The sequence below is a fragment of the Streptomyces peucetius genome, from assembly GCF_025854275.1.
In the GTDB taxonomy this organism is placed as follows: Bacteria; Actinomycetota; Actinomycetes; order Streptomycetales; family Streptomycetaceae; genus Streptomyces; species Streptomyces peucetius_A.
In genome coordinates, this window is record NZ_CP107567.1 from 7,028,428 (window position 1) to 7,043,817 (window position 15,390).

Here is a 15,390-nt window from a genome sequence, read left to right on the forward strand (position 1 = left end):
CCGCTGCCGCGAGGTGGCGGTCCTGCGGGCGCGCCGCCTCAAGTGTCAGTTCGCAGCGCGCAACTGATCCAGCTCACCGCTGATCGCCTTCCGCAGCGGGTCGTGCCGCGGGCCCAGAGCGAACCGCTCGTCGTTCCATCCGTCGCGCGGATACCGCCACACCGGCATGCGCACCAGGTCGGAGGGCTCCCACGCGAATCGCGGCCACACATGCGCGTGCAGAAACCCGTCGGTGTTGCCGAGGATCTCCAGATTGACCCGCCGGAAGGCCGGGTCCATCGTGCGGCAGGCACGCTCGACGGCCTCCCCGAGCCGATCCATGTCGGACAGGAACAACAGCCGCCTCTTCCTGGGAAGATCCGACAGCCTCTCCACGTCCGGGTCATCCACCAGCAGCACGGAATAGCCCGGTAGGAACTGCACGTCACCGATCACTGCGAACCCGGCGTCCAAGCGCCGCAGGGTTCTCACCTCTCAGGGCGCTTCCGATCCGGTCCGTCCGCCAGTCGTCAACCATGGCCGGAATCTACCCGCGGCGACTGCGCGTCTCCCGGCCGGCGCCGAAGCCGCCGTGGAACGTGTCCGGCGTCCCTGCGGAAGCGGGGGCTCAGGTCAGCAGCCGGATGCCGGGGGACCGGTCGTCGGCAGCGAGCGGGGCTGCGCAGTGAGCACAGGCCGTGCTCACCGGGCGCACCATGTTGCTCTGCGTGCTGAACGCCCCTTCCTTCCCCGACTCGGCGCAGTGGTATCCGAGGTACAGACGGACCCACGGGGCGCGCGTCAACGCTGTCGCCGGTCGGTCGCGCTTGGTGTCGTGGAACGGTGCCCACCAGTAGTCGACGACGGACCGGATCCTCAGCCGGTCCTGCACGCTGGTGACGTCGAAGCCGGCGACACGGGCCGCTGCGGGGTGCTCGACTCTTGCGTCTCCCGTGCACACCGCCCGTTCCTCGCCGTACTCGAAGCGAGTGGTGCGGCCGGTGCGTTCGCAGACGAAGCAGTCCAGACTCAGGTCGAGCTTCCTCTGCCAGTGCAGGTTGTGGAAGTGCTCGCGCGGCGGCGGCAATGTCAGTTCGGCGGTGATCTCGACGGCTCGCAGCATCGTCCGATCTTCCCAGGCGCTCGCCGCGCACACGGCCAGGAGCCGGTGGACGCCACCACGACGGCGGTCGGCATCTGCCGCAGATTCGCCGAGCGCCCTTCCGTCCCTCCGCGCGGATCTCGCCCTGCTGCTGGCCGTTCACGGCGTCTGCATCGCCCGGCGGCTCTGTGCCGAACACCGGCAGGCAGACTCCACTCGTCCGGATCGAGATCCTGTTGTTGATACAGGGCCTCTCGATCGGCATGGTGATCGGCCCCGTCACGGCCGCATTGATCAGCAACCTGCCGTTGGAACAGGCCGGTGCAGGATCGGCCGTCACCAACACCGTGCGACAAACCGGCAGTGTGATCGGAATCGCAGTAGGCGGCACGATCATGTCGATCATGTACCGACGTGCGATCGAACCTTCGCTGGAGGGTGTACCCGGTCCGGTGCAGGATCAGGCGCGAGTTTCCGCCGAACAGGCCCGCCACGTCGCCACCGCTGTCCACCGTCCCACTCTTGCCCAGGCTGCTGACAATGCGTTCATCCATGCCATGCACGTCGGCGCGGGCTGGATCGCGGCCATCGCACTCCTCGGAGCAGCTGTGCTGCTGATTGCCTTGCCTGCTGTCGGAAAGAAGAAGGGTCCGATACCGGAGCCGGACTGCGAAGAGGCCCGCAGCTCCGTCTGAGAGCGTGGGGGCAGAACCCGGGCTCAGGCCCGCCGCAGGGCAGCATCAAATACCAGCTTCCGCAGCTCAGCAGGCACATTGGGCGCATCGCGCCAAGCGTCTGCGATCGCGAGAAGCGCCTCCCACGCGAGCTCGGCGGCCACGCCGGGCTGACCACTGTCGATCTCGGCGAACAGCCGCTTGCAGAGGACGTTGGTGACGTCATACAGGGCGCCCGAGGCGCGGGCCACATCGGCCACACCCGAGTCCGCAGCATGAGGGTTCACCGGGAAGCCGAATCGCAATCGAACCCGCGGAGTAACTCCGCCCATGAACGAAGTCACGCAGAGCGCAGAGTTGATCTCGGGTCGGCAGGGACGGCTGGACAATGCGCTCGGTCACCAGCCGACTCTGTCGGTGCTGCCCCCCGCCGGCCCCCCCGACGCTGGTTCCAACTCCCGTGGCCAGGTTCCGACTACCGTGTCCCGGCTCATCCAGACCTCTGTTCATCGCCGCCGCAGACCGCCACTATGGCGCAGTCATCGCATCCATGACGCATCGTCATGTCGGTTAGGCGCACGCCGAGAACGGACGATCATGAACAGAGGCCTCACCACGGCGGTGGTCGCCGCCGCACTGTCCCCGCTCCTGGCCGGCCTCGGGGTGATCTCCCCCGCCGCGGTGGAGGAGCCCCGGCCCGGCACGGCCGCGGGCCGTGCGGCCGTACGACCCGCTCCCGCCGCCACCGACTGGACGCCCCCGCTCAGCACCCGCGGCCGCTACATCGTCGACGCCCACGGCACCCGCTTCAAGCTCAAGTCCGGCAACTGGCACGGCGCGAGCGGCACCTGGACCGGATCCGGCGACCGGAACGACCCGGCGAACCACCACGCGGGCGAAAAGGCGGACCGCATCCCGCTCGGCCTCGACCGCGCTCCGCTGTCCGAGATCGTCGACGGCTTCCGGGAGCTGGGGCTGAACAGCATCCGGCTGCCCTTCTCGAACGAGATGGTGCACGACGAGCGACCCGTCGCCGATACCTCCGTAGCGGCCAATCCCGCACTGCGCGGCCGGACTCCGCTCGAGGTCTACGACGCCGCCGTGGCCGCCCTCACGGACGCCGGGCTGGCCGTCGTCCTCAACAACCACACCAACACCACCCGCTGGTGCTGCGGGATCGACGGCAACGAACGCTGGAACGCGAGCCGGAGTGATCAGCAGTGGCAGGACGACTGGCTCCTCATGGTCCGTCGGTACCGCGGCAACCCGCGCGTCGTCGGCGCCGACCTCTACAACGAGGTGCGCCGCTCCGTCTGGGACGACCCCAACTGGGGCCTCGGTGACCGGCACGACTGGTTCGCCGCGTCGCAGCGCCTCGGCGACCGCATCCTGCAAGAGGCGAACCCGGACCTCCTGGTGATCGTCGAGGGCATCAACTGGACCGGCATCCCCGTGGACGGCCTCCCGCACGAGCGTCCCGCCCTCGAGCCCGTCCAGCGGCTCTCGCACACCCTCGTACGGTCGGGGAAGCTCGTCTACTCCGCCCACTTCTACGGCTACACCGGCCCACGCCACAGCGGTGCCACCGGCATCGGCGAAACGTCCGACCCCCGCTACCGCGACCTCAGCCGGGCCGAACTCTTCGACGTACTGGACCGCCAGGCCTTCTACGTCACCGCCCAGGGCGACCGGCACTTCACCGCGCCGGTGTGGATCAGCGAGTTCGGGGTCGGCGGACGAAACGAACACGGCGAGAAGCAGCGGGCCTGGTTCGAGAACTTCGTCGACCGTCTCATCGCCACCGACGCGGACTTCGCGTACTGGCCGCTCGTCGGCTGGCACGAGAACAAACAGGGCAACGGCTGGGCCCTGCTGCACTGGGACGCTGCCGGCCGGCGCATCGGTGTCTTCGACGGCGACGACTGGCGGGCCGGCGCCTGGAGCCGGCTGGTCGGCGCGGTGGGCCGGACCGGAACGGTCCCGCCCACCGACCGCTGGTCGATGCTCAGCCCCGACCACGGCGACTTCGTCCAGAGCCTGCGGATGCGCGCCGCCGGGGACTGGGACGCGGGCGGCCGCAAGGCCGCATGCCCCGACGGACAGCGCCTCGCCGGCCTGAGCCGCACCGGCAGCCGGAGCCTGTGCACCGACACGGGGGCTCCCGCCCTGTGGGCGGCGGACGGCCGGTACGAGGTGGTCCGTGACGAACGGCATGTGCCGCCGGGCGGCGACTGGGCGGCCGGCTGGACCAAACTCCAGTGCCCCGCCGACCACTTCCTCGTCGGCTACAGCCTCCGCGGCGCCGCCGTCTCCACCGCGCTCTGCGCCGCTGCCCGGAGTCGGCTGGGGACCCCCGGCCGCACCGTGTGGTTCGACCGGGGAGACAACCGCCCCGCGGCTGCCCACGGCGGCGACTTCGCCCACGGTCACTTCAAAGGCCAGTGCGCACACGACGAGTACGCGGCGGGCGTCGCGTACACGGGCCGCCTGGGATCGTCGCGCACACCGGACGCACTGCTGTGCCGACCGCTCGACTGGCCGTTCCCCGGGAGCCGGCTGCGCTCAGCGCAGGGCCTTGACCCGGCTCAACGCGGCCACACCGGCGGCGGCGAGGGCGATCTGGACGAGCCACTCGATCCAGTCGACGCCGTCGGTGTCCGCCACACCCAGCGCGGCTGCCAGAGCCGTGCCGACGAACGCGGCCACGATGCCGACGGCGATCGTCCACAGGACGCCGATGCGCTGCCGTCCCGGCACGACCAGTCGCCCGAGTACGCCGATGACGATGCCGATCACGAGCGCGCTGACGATGCCCGATATCTCCATGGGACACCCCTCTCGGATTCTCGTCCGGGCGGCTTCCGTGTCCGCCGAACCGGCCTACGAGTGCCCCATGCGTGGGAAGTCACGCCTCCTTCGCGGCAGTCCCGTCGGTGCGGTGCTGCCGCAGGCCGCGCGGGCCGAGGAGGGCCGCACCGTCGCAGCCGTCCCTCGGGGCGCGGTGGCAACTTGTGCAACCTTCCTGTTTCGGAGGCGAGTTGGGGGGAAACGTTGTCAGGCCGGGCCGAACGCAGGGCACGGCACCACCACGCGGACCACAAGAACGGGAGACGCCAGTGACGGATGGTGCGAGGAAGACGTTGCGCAGACTTGCCGCCGCCGCGAGCGCGGTACTGACCGTGGCGGGTCTCGGCCTGGCGGCGGCCCCGCCGGCCGCAGCGGCCGACTACTACTACGAACTGCCGTATCCGGCGGGTGAGTCCTACCGCGTCACCCAGGGGCCCGAGGGCACGTACTCGCACACCGGGCCCTACAACGAGTACGCCTGGGACTTCGGGCTCCCCGCGAACTACGAGGTCTCCGCCGCCCAGGGCGGCACGGTCCTGGTCTCCGACTGGTCACCGTACTGGCAGAACGGCATCGAGGTGATCATCCGGCACTCCAACGGCCGGTGCACCCACTACGCCCACCTCAACCGGGCCATCTACAACACAGGGGACTGGGTCCCACAGGGGCGCATCATCGGCTGGTCCGGCGCGACGGGCGCGGCCGACGGCGCCCACCTGCACTTCCAGGTCATCGACTGCAACACGCGCGTCGGCATCCCCGCCACCCTCCAGGGCTGGACACCCCCGACCGGCTCCTGGCCGGTGAGCGTCAACTCGCGCGCCTGACCGGGCCGCACCGCCCGTTCCGCACCCGGGCCCGTCCGCCGGGTGCGGAACCGCGTCCGGAAGCACCGCCGACGAACGGCGGGCGCTCGGCGCCGCGTCGGCGGCCGACGGCGCGGCCGGCTGCGCCAGCCGCCAGCCGTCCACCGCAGCCGTCGCCGTCCCCGTGTACCTCCGTACGCCGTCATGGACAGCGGACCGGGCGGGTCAAGAGCTGTGCACGTAGCAGGTGTAGTCGCCGGTCACCGACGTCTCCGTCTTCCCCGCTCCGTGAGAGACGCTCACCGACGACGACCCGTAGATCACGTACCCGCCCGGACTGCGGCTGTCGCTCACCCAGTCCTTCGGAGCGTCGGCGTACGCCTCGCGGCACAGCTCCGACGCGAACGTCCTCCCGTTCTCGACGGGCTTCTTGCCGGGGAAGCTCCGGTCCACCGTGACCTGGGCGAACACCCGTATGTCGTGCGGCTCCGCGCAGTCGACGGGGCGTACGACTGCTGGGCCGGTCATACCGGTGTCGAGGGCGGCGCAGCGCCCGCCCGCAAGCGTGCCGACGGGAACCAGCACCTTCGAGGCGTCCTCGATGCCCTTGGCCGGTTTCCGGGTCTGCAGTGGTTCGCCGAAGGCGCTCAGCCGGTACGACGCCTGCAGGCGGGTGACGCCGACGATGACCTTGTTCGCGTGGAGGCTGTCCAGGAGGGGCCCGAGGTCGGCGCTCACCTCGGTCAGCCGCCCCTCGGTGTCCAGCCGGACGGACAGCTCGACAGGCTCGGAGCCCCAGCTGCCTCTGCCGGTCTTCAGGGCCCGGGGCAGCAGTTCGGCCGCCACCTCGGGAAGTGCTGTCACCCGGTAGACCCGGCTGCCGTCCGCCTCCCGCTCGGGCTCCACCCGGGGAATGGTGCGGGGGACGAGGTCGGCGAGGGTGCCGCTGAAGGGCGCCACGTCACCGGCGGCGTGTCCTGACAGGTCGCCGGTGGGACTGCCGAGCTCGTTGAACGCGGCGGGCGTGAAGCGCAGCCAGGTGGAATCGTCGCGACGGACGTAGACGTCGTCGGCCGCCGTGGCCAGGGTCCGCTTCACGTTCGAACCCGGCTCACCGAGGAACTCCGCGTCCTTCTCGGGGAAGTCTGCGGGAACGTGGGCGACGAAGGTGGCGCGTGACGTCTTCCCGGCGTAGTCCTGGCTGCCGGTGGTCCGGTGCACGGCCTTCTCGCCGGCAGCCGTCGTGTACGTCAGCGTGGACACGAAGCGAGCGGTGCCCGCCTGCCGGGTGGCCGCGGTCGCCGCGTGGAACTGCTCCGCGAGCGGCTGTCCGTAGACCGCCTGCCCAGGTTCTGCGGCGTCGCCCGTCCCGCACGCGGCCGTACCGACCAGCGCCGGCAACAGCACGAGGGCGACTCTCCAGTGACCTGCGGTCTTCACGTTTTCCCCACCTCTTGTATGTCTTGTGCGCACACATGCTCCTCGCTCCGTGCGGGATCGCACCAGCACGGAAGGATCACGATCACCGCAGGTCAGAGCGGTGGATCCCGGCCGATGACCGACCGCCGCCACGTCTCAGGTCGTGAGGCCTGTCAGCGGTGCGGATAAGCAGTGGAGGCCCGGTCGTCGGTGATGACAAGGTGAGGCACATGCCGTCGCCCGCACCCGAACAGCTCCTCCGTGAACTGCACGCCTCGCTCACACTGCGCAAGCGCCCGGAAGATGTGGCCCGGCTCATCCAGGATCTGTACGCCGCCCAGGGCACTGACCTCGACGCAGCGACCGAGACGGCGCTCGCCAAGGCCGCTGAGCACTCGCTGCGCAACCTCTGGCACGGATACACATCGATGCGGGAGGAGTTCGCCCGTCCGGTCGGCGCACAGCGCCAGCTCGCCCGGGCAGCGAGCCTGTTCGTAAGCGTGCCGGAGCTGCCGGACGACGCCGGGGACGATCCCGCCCGGGTCGAAGCGGTGATCCGACGAGCGGGTGAGGAGATCGGCCGCGCGTACGGACAGAACGACTTCGGCCTCGACCGCCGCAACCGGGCCGAGCGCACGGCGGCAGGCCTCGGTGAGATCTCCAAACGCCAGTACAACAAGCGCTTCCGACTGCTGCGCCGCATGGAAGCCAAACTGGCCCGGCTCGTCCACGAGCAGAGCCGCCGCGAAGTGACCATCACCGGCAAAGGCGCGCTCGCCCGGGCCCTGCCGTACGGGCTGTTCGCCACGGACACGGACACGGCAGCCTTCATCGCCTACATCACGGCACGCGGCTGCATGCGCAGTGTCTTCACCAACGGACGGCAGCGTCAGGTCTACGACGAGGTCGCCGAGGCCCTGTTCCAGCGCCTGCGGAACGGTCCCACGCGGACCTGCTGGTACGCGGTCGCGCACGTGCACCCCACAGCCGAAGTGCTTGCCCAGGTGTCCGACCAGGACCTCACACAACTGCTGGTTCAGTGGAACAGATTCCTGCGCAAGGTCGCCGGCCTGCTGGAGGACGCCTGGAACCGGCATCCACTGGAACGCGACACGATGATCGTGCGCTGTGGCGACGACTCGTCGACGTGGAACCAGGCCGCTCAGGCCTGGAACACGGCCAGGGCGCACTGGTTCGCGCTGCTGAGCGAGTTGGGCCATGACGAAGTCCTGGACCGGATCTGCCCCGGCAAGGTGCCCCGCCTGATGGCGGCCGACGTGGCGTACTGGCACCGCATGAGCGGCGGCGGGCTGCATCCCGACACCTACGTCTGGGCTGAGCTTCCTCTCCCCTGGGAGGTACTTCGCGGTGAGAAGGAATGCCCGCGCTCGCTCGTCGAAGCAGTCTGCGCCCGGCATCGGGTGGACCCGACAGCCGGCGCCTGGACCGCTCCCCGGCCAGTGGCTGAGGCGGTCGACTTCCGGCGGACGCCCGAGACGGTACATGGAGTCGCCGTCGCCGACCCACTCATGGCCGGCGCGCTCCGGTCGGCAGGGGTCTTCTCCGGCAAGGACAAGCGTGCTGCCGCTCAAGAGTGGACGTGATCGGCGACAACCTCCGCGCGCGCCCGCCCCGGCAAATCGGTTGACCCACGCGGTGGCCCAAACAATGATCACGGTGGCGACGAGGAAGCTCTGCGGAGGAGCGCCCGGCTCTGATCCCGGGTGGACGCAGGTTCGAATCCTGCCCTCGTCGCCTCCTCACGTCCACTTCCCGGAACAAGGTCTCCGAGTCCGGCACCGGCAACCTTTGCTCGCCCGGCGGCGACTGGCGGAGAAGCAATGGCCCCGAACATCGCTTCCTCACCCCCAGGAGGGCACGTGCGAATTGGACAAGGCGGGCGCCGCAGGCGTTCGAGCCGTATGCCGAGAGTTGTAGGAGTCGCTGCCTCCGTAGCGGCTGCGGGCTGCCTGGCCGTCGGCAGCCTGGCAGTGGCGTCGCCGAACGGGACGGTCGGGCCGGACGGCACGCACGGGACGACGATGTCGTCCCTGCCCCGGCCGGCGGCCGCGCTCAACGCCGGCGCCGTCACCGTGCAGGCGGAGAACCTGGACCGCGGACTCGTCAGTGTGCACGACGGCGCCGGCAACCTCGTCAGCTGGCGGCTGCTGGCCACCGACCCGGCCGGAGTCGCGTTCAACGTCTACCGCGGCGGCGTCAAGGTCAACTCCGCGCCGATCACCGGCTCGACGAACTTCCGCCACCACGACGCGCCCGCCCACGCCGACTACCAGGTGAAGGCCGTCGTCAACGGCCAGGAGCAGGGCTCCTCCGCGCACGCCGTCCAGTTCCGCGGCGGCTACCTGGACGTCCCCGTCTCACGGCCGCCGGGCGGCTTCGGGTTCACCTACTCCGCCAACGACGCCTCCGTGGGGGACCTCGACGGCGACGGCGACCTGGACATCGTCCTGAAGTGGGACCCCTCGAACTCCAAGGACAACTCGCAGGCAGGCGTCACCGGAAGCACCGTCGTCGACGGCTACACGCTCCAGGGCGAGCGCCTGTGGCGCATCGACCTCGGCCGCAACATCCGCTCGGGCGCGCACTACACCCAGTTCCAGGTCTTCGACTACGACGGCGACGGCAAGGCCGAGGTGGCGATGAAGACCGCCGACGGCACCCGCGACGGCAGAGGCACGGTGATCGGCAACTCCGGGGCCGACCACCGCAACAGCGAGGGCCGGATCCTGAGCGGCCCCGAGTACCTCACGATGTTCAGCGGCTCCACCGGAGCCGCGCTGTCCACGGTGGACTACGTGCCCGCGCGCGGCAACGTCTGCAACTGGGGCGACTGCTACGGCAACCGCGTCGACCGCTTCCTGGCCGGCACCGCCTATCTGAACGGCAGCACCCCGTCCCTCATCATGGCCCGCGGCTACTACACCCGTAGCGTCATCGCCGCATGGGACTTCAGGAACGGGCAGCTGACCCGCCGCTGGACCTTCGACACCAACAGTTCCACCAACGCCGGCAAGGGGTACGACGGCCAGGGCAGCCACAGCCTCTCCATCGGCGACGTGGACGGCGACGGCAGGGACGAGGTCGTCTACGGTGCGATGGCCGTCGACGACAACGGCCACGCGCTGTGGACCACCCGCACCGGTCACGGCGACGCACAGCATCTGGCCGACCTCGACCCCGACGACCCGGGCCTGGAGTACTTCAAGGTGTCCGAGTCGAGCAGCCAGCCCTCCTCGCTCTACATCGACCCTGCCAACGGCAGCATCCGCTGGAGGACCGGATCCGGCAGTGACAACGGCCGCGGCGTCGCCGGTGATATCTGGGCCGGCAACCGCGGGGCGGAGATGTGGTCGGCCGCCGACTCCTCCATCCGCGACACGAACGGCGCCACGCGCGGCCGCGAGCCGTCGTCCGCCAACTTCCTCGCCTGGTGGGACGGGGACACGACCCGCGAACTGCTGGACGGCACACGCATCGACAAGTACGGCACCGGCGGCGACACCAGGCTGCTGACCGGCTCCGGCGTGCACTCCAACAACGGCACCAAGGCCACGCCGTCGCTGTCGGGCGACATCCTCGGCGACTGGCGCGAGGAGGTCATCTGGCCGAGGAGCGACGACAACGCGCTGCGGATCTACTCCACGCCCGTCGCGACGGACAAGCGGTTCGTGACCCTGCTCCAGGACCGGATGTACCGCACGGGCCTGGCCTGGCAGAACACCGCGTACAACCAGCCGCCGCACCCGGGCTTCTTCCTCGGCGGCTGAGACCGGCCCGCGTCGGCACGCGCCACCCAGCGGGCACAGTCGGCACCCTGGCCCGCGGGCAGGCCGCCCCGATCGGCGGCCTGCCCGCGGCAACGGCCTGACCGTCAGGCGTCGGCGACTGCCTCGGTGCCCGCGGCGCCGACCAGTTCGCCCAGTGCCTCCGCGAGCGCGCCCAGGCCGGGGCCGGCGGGGCCGCCGGGCTCGGTCATGTAGACGTCGCGGCGTATCTCGATCATCAGCGCGCTGACGCGCCGGTCCTTTTCGTAGTGCTTCAACGGCACGTACGCGCCCGCGAACGGGCTGTTCAGACCCGTGCCGCCGAAGCCCGCGAACGCCTTCTGTGCCGCGGCCCGCAGCTCCGGCGGGGTGTGGAAGGCGTCCGTGCCCAGGCAGATCGGCGGCCGGGGGCCGTCGCCGTGCAGCTCGTACGGAAGCGGCTCGGTCGGGTACGAGTGGACGTCGATGACGACGGCCCGCCCCACGGCGCCGAGCCGCTCGTCCACGGCGGCCGTCATGGCCGCCGCGTAGGGGTGGAAGTACCGGTCGATCAACGGCTGCCCGTCGAAGCCGGCGGCGCGCAGGTCCGCGCGGTGGGTGGTCCGGGTGTAGACCGCGCCCATGCCGACGGCGAGCATCTCCTCCCGCTCGTCGGGGAAACGCTCGGGGTCGATAACCAGCCGGGACAGCTGGTTGACGAACCGCCAGGGAGTGACGGCCGCGGCGGCGGCCGCCCCGGCCGCGATCCCGGAGGTGTGGGAGTCGGTGATGTGGTCCAGCTCCCGCTCCAACGCGGCGTCGTCGAGCACGATGCCGCCGCGCACGTCGGCCGGCACGGCGCGGGAGGAGTGCGGGACGTGGAGGATGACGGGGGAGTCGGGGGCGCCGGGGAGGAGGCGGAAGGACGCCGAGGTGTCGGTCACGTGTGGTTCCTTGCTGTGCGTGGATCGAGCTCGGAGAGGCAAGCACGCCTCCCCACCAGGAGTGTGGTCTGCCCGCGCGGTGTTGGGCGACCAGGGAAGGACTCTAACGGGAGGGTCTGACAGCCCAGTCGGACCCGGTCGCCCGTCAGCCCTGGGCGACCTCGACCGGGACGACCGGGGCGACCCGGAGGCGTTCCTGCCCCGGGCCCCACCCGCGGCGCCGTCCCGTCCGGGCCGCGGGTAGCGTGCCGGTATGACGTACACCCGGCGGACCGGTCCGGAGCCGGCCTCCGCACCGATGACGGACGAGGGCGGCGGCCGACTGCCGCGACTGCGCTTCAAGGACGTGGTCGTGCGCGGAGCCGTGCAAGGGCTCGTCGCCGTGGTGCTGCTGGCGGTCGGCTCGCTGTTCGTCGCCGACCACCACGGCCGCGAGACGTTCCTGGCCGTGGTGGGCGGGTTCGCCATGGCCGGCTCGGGGGTCGGCGTCGTGTTCGGGGGCCTGTTCTGGGCTGTCTGCGGGGGCGACGTCAGACGGTGGCGCGACTGGCGGACCATCACCGGACAGACCGGAGCAGTGACCGTCATGGCGCCCGCGCTCGTCCGGCTCGGTGTGCTCGCGCTCGTACTGTTTCCCGGGGCCTTCGGCCTCTACCACCTGGTCGACAACGCGCCGTACGACAGCTTCCTCCACGGGTCCTGACCGGCCTGCCCGCCGGATGTCCTGATGCGGCACCCGGTGCGCTGTGGCCGATGCTCGACGTTCATGTTTGTGAATGAAAGTCGAGTATGAGTATTGACGGCGCCGTTCGGTGCCCTTAGCTTTCCGGGGAAAGCGCTTACCCCAAGCGATTGGTCAGTGCTTACCCGCTCCGGGGAGCGGTACTCCGTTCCACGCACGCGTTCACCATGCAGAACACCGCACCGTTGCCCCGGACCGATCGAACGTCAGCCCTGCGCAGTTGCTCGACCCCCCATTCACCGACCGCTGGTCGCACGAGTCAACGAACCTGGAGACGAACGATGCAATTGAGAGCCGCCATCGCGTCCGCCGGCCTGCTCACCGGCGCGCTCGTCGCGCTGTCCGCCAACCCGGCGCAGGCCGACTCCGTCCGCTACGAGGCCGAGAGTTCCTCCGCCGTCTGCACAGGCACCATCGACTCCGACTGGAGCGGCTACACCGGCAGCGGCTTCTGCAACGGCACCAACCAGACCGGCGCCTACGCGCAGTTCACCGTGAACGCCCCCGCCGCGGGCACGGCAACGCTGAAGGTCCGCTTCGCCAACGGAACAGGCACCGCGCGGCCCGCGAGCGTCACGGTGAACGGCTCGACGGCCGCCTCGGCCTCCTTCGAGAGCACCGGCACATGGGACACCTGGTCGACGAAGACCCTCACGGTGCCCGTACGGGCCGGCAGCAACACGGTTCGGCTCAGCCCCACGTCCTCCGCCGGCCTGCCCAACATCGACCACCTCGACGTCGAGACGAGCGGCGACACCACCACCCCGCCGCCCTCGGGCTCCGCGCTGTACGTGGCGCCGAACGGCAGCGACAACGCGTCCGGGACGCAGTCCGACCCCACGACCCTCACCTCCGCGATCAGCCGCGTCACTCCCGGCGGCACGATCTACCTGCGCGGCGGGACGTACCGCTTCTCCCAGACGGTCACCGTCCCCCAGGGCAACAACGGCACCTCCGGCGACCGCACCGAACTGTCCGCCTACCCGGGCGAGACCCCGGTGCTGAACTTCTCAGCCCAGAGCGAGAGTTCGTCGAACCGCGGACTGGCCGTGAACGGCTCGTACTGGCACGTCAAAGGCATCGTCGTCGAACGCGCCGGTGACAACGGGATCTTCGTCGGCGGCAGCAACAACATCTTCGAGCGCACGGTGACACGCTTCAACCGCGACACCGGCCTTCAGCTCTCACGGATGCTCTCCAGCACCCCCCGGGACCAGTGGCCTTCCAACAACTTGATCCTGAGCGCGGAGTCGCACGACAACGCCGACTCCGACGGCGAGGACGCCGACGGCTTCGCCGCGAAGCTCACCTCCGGACCGGGGAACGTCTTCCGCTACGCCGTCGCCCACAACAACATCGACGACGGCTGGGACCTCTACACCAAGTCGGAGACCGGCCCCATCGGCGCCGTGACCATCGAGGACTCCCTCGCCTACGAGAACGGCACCCTCTCCGACGGCACCCAGAACTCGAGCGGTGACCGCAACGGCTACAAGCTCGGCGGAGAGGACATCGAGGTCGACCACGTCATCCGTCGCAACATCGCCTACGACAACGGCAAGCACGGGTTCACCTACAACCGTAACCCGGGCACGATGACGGTCTCGGACAACATCAGCATCGACAACGCCCAGCGCAACTTCTCCTTCGACGCGGGCACCTCGGTGTTCCGCAACAACACCTCGTGCCGCAGCGGCGACGGGTCGAACGACAAGACCGTGGGCAACGTCGACGGCTCGAACCAGTTCTGGTCCGGCTCGAACGGCTCCCGCTGCTCCTCGTACGCAGGCGCCCTGAGCTGGTCCTACGCCGCGGACGGCCGCCTGAACGTCAGCTTCGGCGGCCGGTCCGCCACGCCGTAGCCGACCCCGTCACGCAGGGCGCCGGCTCCGGCCACGCCCGCCATCGCCGCCCGGCCCGTCCGGTTCGTCCGGACGGGCCGCCGCGTACGAACGGAAGGCGTCGTCGCGCGGGCCCGGCGCGGGCAACCACGACCGCAGGACGGCGGCGGAGGGCGGAAAGAGCGCGGCCGGCAGCGCGTTCACCTCGAACCACTGCCACCGCACGATCTTGTCCGGCTCCCGGACCTCCGCCGTGCCCGTGATCCGGTCGACCCACGCGGCCGCCGTGACACGTGCCATGCCGGCAGCCGCGTCGACCAGCACCGCGCCGATCCGCACATTCGCGGCGTCCGCCGTCAGCCCGGTCTCCTCCGCCAGTTCGCGGACCGCCGTCTCCTCGAATCCCTCCCCGGCGTCGACCTTGCCACCGGGCAGCTCCCACCGCCCGTCGTGCCCGAGCCCCAGAAGTACCCGCTGCCGCGGGTCGCGTACGACGACACCCACACCGATGAGCCCGTTGGGCGCAGGACTCGCCCGCTCCGGACGCTCGGCGGGAACGGGGCTGCCGGGGCTGCCAAGGGCCATCTCCGAACCTCCTCCAGGACGGACGACGTCGACGCCTCGGCCACCTGCCCGAGAGGTCCGCTGCGCCGAACGCTACCGGCCCGGACGGGCCCCTCTCCCGCCGGGCCGTGGGGAGCGGTCGGCGCGCTCATGCTCCCTCCAGGCAGGGGCCGGGGCCTGCGCGTTCAGGCGCTGATAGATTCGCCGGCCATGCGATCACGTGAATACGACCTCGACTTCCGCGACCGGGCCGGACGGATACGCGCCTGGGGCGCCGGCCTGCTGTCCCTGGCGGCCGTCCTGTGGGCGTGGTGCGCCGTGTTGCTGCTCACCCCGTACACGGTCGACGAGGAGCCCGACGACCGCTACCCGGCGGAGTGCGAGTCACGGCTGTTCACCGACCGCGGGACGGCCAACGAGGGCCTGTACAGGAACGACCACTGCCAGAACGAACGCGACTGGCCCGAGGCCCTGGCCGTACTCGGACTGTCCGTACCGATCTCCGCCGCGGGCACGACGCTGCTCACGATCGGTGTCCTGAGCACGCGGATGAGCGCCCACGCCGAGGCGATGCGCGAACTGGACCGGCTCGCCGACTCCCGATAGCCGCAAAGCCGAGTACTTCTCACAGAGCTGCATCGAAGCTCTGGACCGCGCTCTGCGCGTCACTTCGCGGGTTCGATGGAGAACACCTGGCCGCCTTTGTCG

At 70.4% G+C, this 15,390-nt stretch carries 13 protein-coding genes, 1 tRNA gene and 2 pseudogenes; 9 read left to right on the forward strand and 7 right to left on the reverse strand.

Annotated features, from left to right (window positions below; all coding sequences use genetic code 11):
* Positions 1 to 45 precede the first annotated feature (45 nt).
* A pseudogene (locus OGH68_RS31735) lies at positions 46 to 517 on the reverse strand (diadenosine tetraphosphate hydrolase).
* Between the two features lie 90 nt (positions 518 to 607).
* The gene (locus OGH68_RS31740; protein WP_264248818.1) at positions 608 to 1,102 is read right to left on the reverse strand and encodes a hypothetical protein; all 495 of its coding nucleotides are present in this window, start codon (positions 1,100 to 1,102) and stop codon (positions 608 to 610) included.
* A 167-nt stretch (positions 1,103 to 1,269) separates the two neighbouring features.
* Here OGH68_RS31740 and OGH68_RS31745 point away from each other — a divergent pair, with 167 nt between their 5' ends.
* A complete protein-coding gene (locus OGH68_RS31745; RefSeq protein ID WP_264248819.1) occupies positions 1,270 to 1,776 on the forward strand; it encodes a hypothetical protein in 507 nt (168 codons plus the stop codon).
* 23 nt (positions 1,777 to 1,799) lie between these two features.
* Here the strand turns inward: OGH68_RS31745 and OGH68_RS31750 are convergent, their stop codons facing one another.
* Positions 1,800 to 2,015, reverse strand: a complete 216-nt coding sequence (locus OGH68_RS31750) for a hypothetical protein (protein WP_264248820.1) — start codon at positions 2,013 to 2,015, stop codon at positions 1,800 to 1,802.
* Between the two features lie 337 nt (positions 2,016 to 2,352).
* On the opposite strand from OGH68_RS31750, the pseudogene OGH68_RS31755 reads away from it, so the two are divergent.
* Positions 2,353 to 4,287: pseudogene (locus OGH68_RS31755) on the forward strand (glycoside hydrolase family 5 protein); the annotation flags it as partial.
* A gap of 30 nt (positions 4,288 to 4,317) precedes the next feature.
* Here the strand turns inward: OGH68_RS31755 and OGH68_RS31760 are convergent.
* Complete coding sequence (locus tag OGH68_RS31760; protein ID WP_264250379.1) at positions 4,318 to 4,581, reverse strand: GlsB/YeaQ/YmgE family stress response membrane protein; 264 nt, start codon at positions 4,579 to 4,581, stop codon at positions 4,318 to 4,320.
* Positions 4,582 to 4,895: 314 nt separating this feature from the next.
* Here OGH68_RS31760 and OGH68_RS31765 point away from each other — a divergent pair, with 314 nt between their 5' ends.
* Positions 4,896 to 5,429, forward strand: a complete 534-nt coding sequence (locus tag OGH68_RS31765; protein ID WP_264248821.1) for a M23 family metallopeptidase — start codon at positions 4,896 to 4,898, stop codon at positions 5,427 to 5,429.
* A gap of 204 nt (positions 5,430 to 5,633) precedes the next feature.
* On the opposite strand, the gene OGH68_RS31770 is transcribed toward OGH68_RS31765, so the two are convergent.
* A complete protein-coding gene (locus OGH68_RS31770; RefSeq protein WP_264248822.1) occupies positions 5,634 to 6,848 on the reverse strand; it encodes a septum formation family protein in 1,215 nt (404 codons plus the stop codon).
* Between the two features lie 209 nt (positions 6,849 to 7,057).
* On the opposite strand from OGH68_RS31770, the gene OGH68_RS31775 reads away from it, so the two are divergent.
* The 3 genes from OGH68_RS31775 to OGH68_RS31785 all read left to right on the forward strand — a co-directional run bounded on the left by OGH68_RS31775 (position 7,058) and on the right by OGH68_RS31785 (position 10,615).
* Positions 7,058 to 8,431 carry a hypothetical protein gene (locus OGH68_RS31775; RefSeq protein ID WP_264248823.1) on the forward strand — a complete coding sequence of 458 codons (1,374 nt, stop codon included), beginning with the start codon at positions 7,058 to 7,060 and terminating at the stop codon, positions 8,429 to 8,431.
* A gap of 78 nt (positions 8,432 to 8,509) precedes the next feature.
* Positions 8,510 to 8,582: transfer RNA gene (locus OGH68_RS31780), tRNA-Gln, on the forward strand.
* 167 nt (positions 8,583 to 8,749) lie between these two features.
* Entirely contained in the window at positions 8,750 to 10,615 is a 1,866-nt protein-coding gene (locus OGH68_RS31785) for a rhamnogalacturonan lyase (protein ID WP_319020255.1), read from the forward strand.
* Positions 10,616 to 10,719: 104 nt separating this feature from the next.
* On the opposite strand, the gene OGH68_RS31790 is transcribed toward OGH68_RS31785, so the two are convergent.
* On the reverse strand, positions 10,720 to 11,535 hold the full coding sequence (locus OGH68_RS31790; RefSeq protein ID WP_264248824.1) for an N-formylglutamate amidohydrolase: 816 nt from the start codon (positions 11,533 to 11,535) through the stop codon (positions 10,720 to 10,722).
* Between the two features lie 253 nt (positions 11,536 to 11,788).
* Here OGH68_RS31790 and OGH68_RS31795 point away from each other — a divergent pair, with 253 nt between their 5' ends.
* The gene (locus OGH68_RS31795) at positions 11,789 to 12,238 is read left to right on the forward strand and encodes a DUF6336 family protein (protein WP_264248826.1); all 450 of its coding nucleotides are present in this window, start codon (positions 11,789 to 11,791) and stop codon (positions 12,236 to 12,238) included.
* Between the two features lie 320 nt (positions 12,239 to 12,558).
* Positions 12,559 to 14,139: a carbohydrate-binding protein gene (locus tag OGH68_RS31800; RefSeq protein WP_264248828.1), complete on the forward strand. Its 1,581-nt coding sequence runs from the start codon at positions 12,559 to 12,561 to the stop codon at positions 14,137 to 14,139.
* Between the two features lie 9 nt (positions 14,140 to 14,148).
* Here the strand turns inward: OGH68_RS31800 and OGH68_RS31805 are convergent, their stop codons facing one another.
* Complete coding sequence (locus tag OGH68_RS31805; protein ID WP_264248829.1) at positions 14,149 to 14,703, reverse strand: nucleotide triphosphate diphosphatase NUDT15; 555 nt, start codon at positions 14,701 to 14,703, stop codon at positions 14,149 to 14,151.
* A gap of 189 nt (positions 14,704 to 14,892) precedes the next feature.
* On the opposite strand from OGH68_RS31805, the gene OGH68_RS31810 reads away from it, so the two are divergent.
* A complete protein-coding gene (locus OGH68_RS31810; RefSeq protein WP_264248831.1) occupies positions 14,893 to 15,288 on the forward strand; it encodes a hypothetical protein in 396 nt (131 codons plus the stop codon).
* The last annotated feature ends 102 nt before the right edge of the window (positions 15,289 to 15,390 follow it).

What these genes read in the sequence shown, in the direction of transcription:
- OGH68_RS31740 (WP_264248818.1), bottom strand. Translation starts at nt 1,102, where the DNA reads ATGCTGCGAGCCGTCGAGATCACCGCCGAACTGACATTGCCGCCGCCG.
- OGH68_RS31785 (WP_319020255.1), top strand. Translation starts at nt 8,750, where the DNA reads ATGCCGAGAGTTGTAGGAGTCGCTGCCTCCGTAGCGGCTGCGGGCTGC.
- OGH68_RS31800 (WP_264248828.1), top strand. Translation starts at nt 12,559, where the DNA reads ATGCAATTGAGAGCCGCCATCGCGTCCGCCGGCCTGCTCACCGGCGCG.
- OGH68_RS31810 (WP_264248831.1), top strand. Translation starts at nt 14,893, where the DNA reads ATGCGATCACGTGAATACGACCTCGACTTCCGCGACCGGGCCGGACGG.
- OGH68_RS31795 (WP_264248826.1), top strand. Translation starts at nt 11,789, where the DNA reads ATGACGTACACCCGGCGGACCGGTCCGGAGCCGGCCTCCGCACCGATG.
- OGH68_RS31775 (WP_264248823.1), top strand. Translation starts at nt 7,058, where the DNA reads ATGCCGTCGCCCGCACCCGAACAGCTCCTCCGTGAACTGCACGCCTCG.
- OGH68_RS31805 (WP_264248829.1), bottom strand. Translation starts at nt 14,703, where the DNA reads ATGGCCCTTGGCAGCCCCGGCAGCCCCGTTCCCGCCGAGCGTCCGGAG.
- OGH68_RS31760 (WP_264250379.1), bottom strand. Translation starts at nt 4,581, where the DNA reads ATGGAGATATCGGGCATCGTCAGCGCGCTCGTGATCGGCATCGTCATC.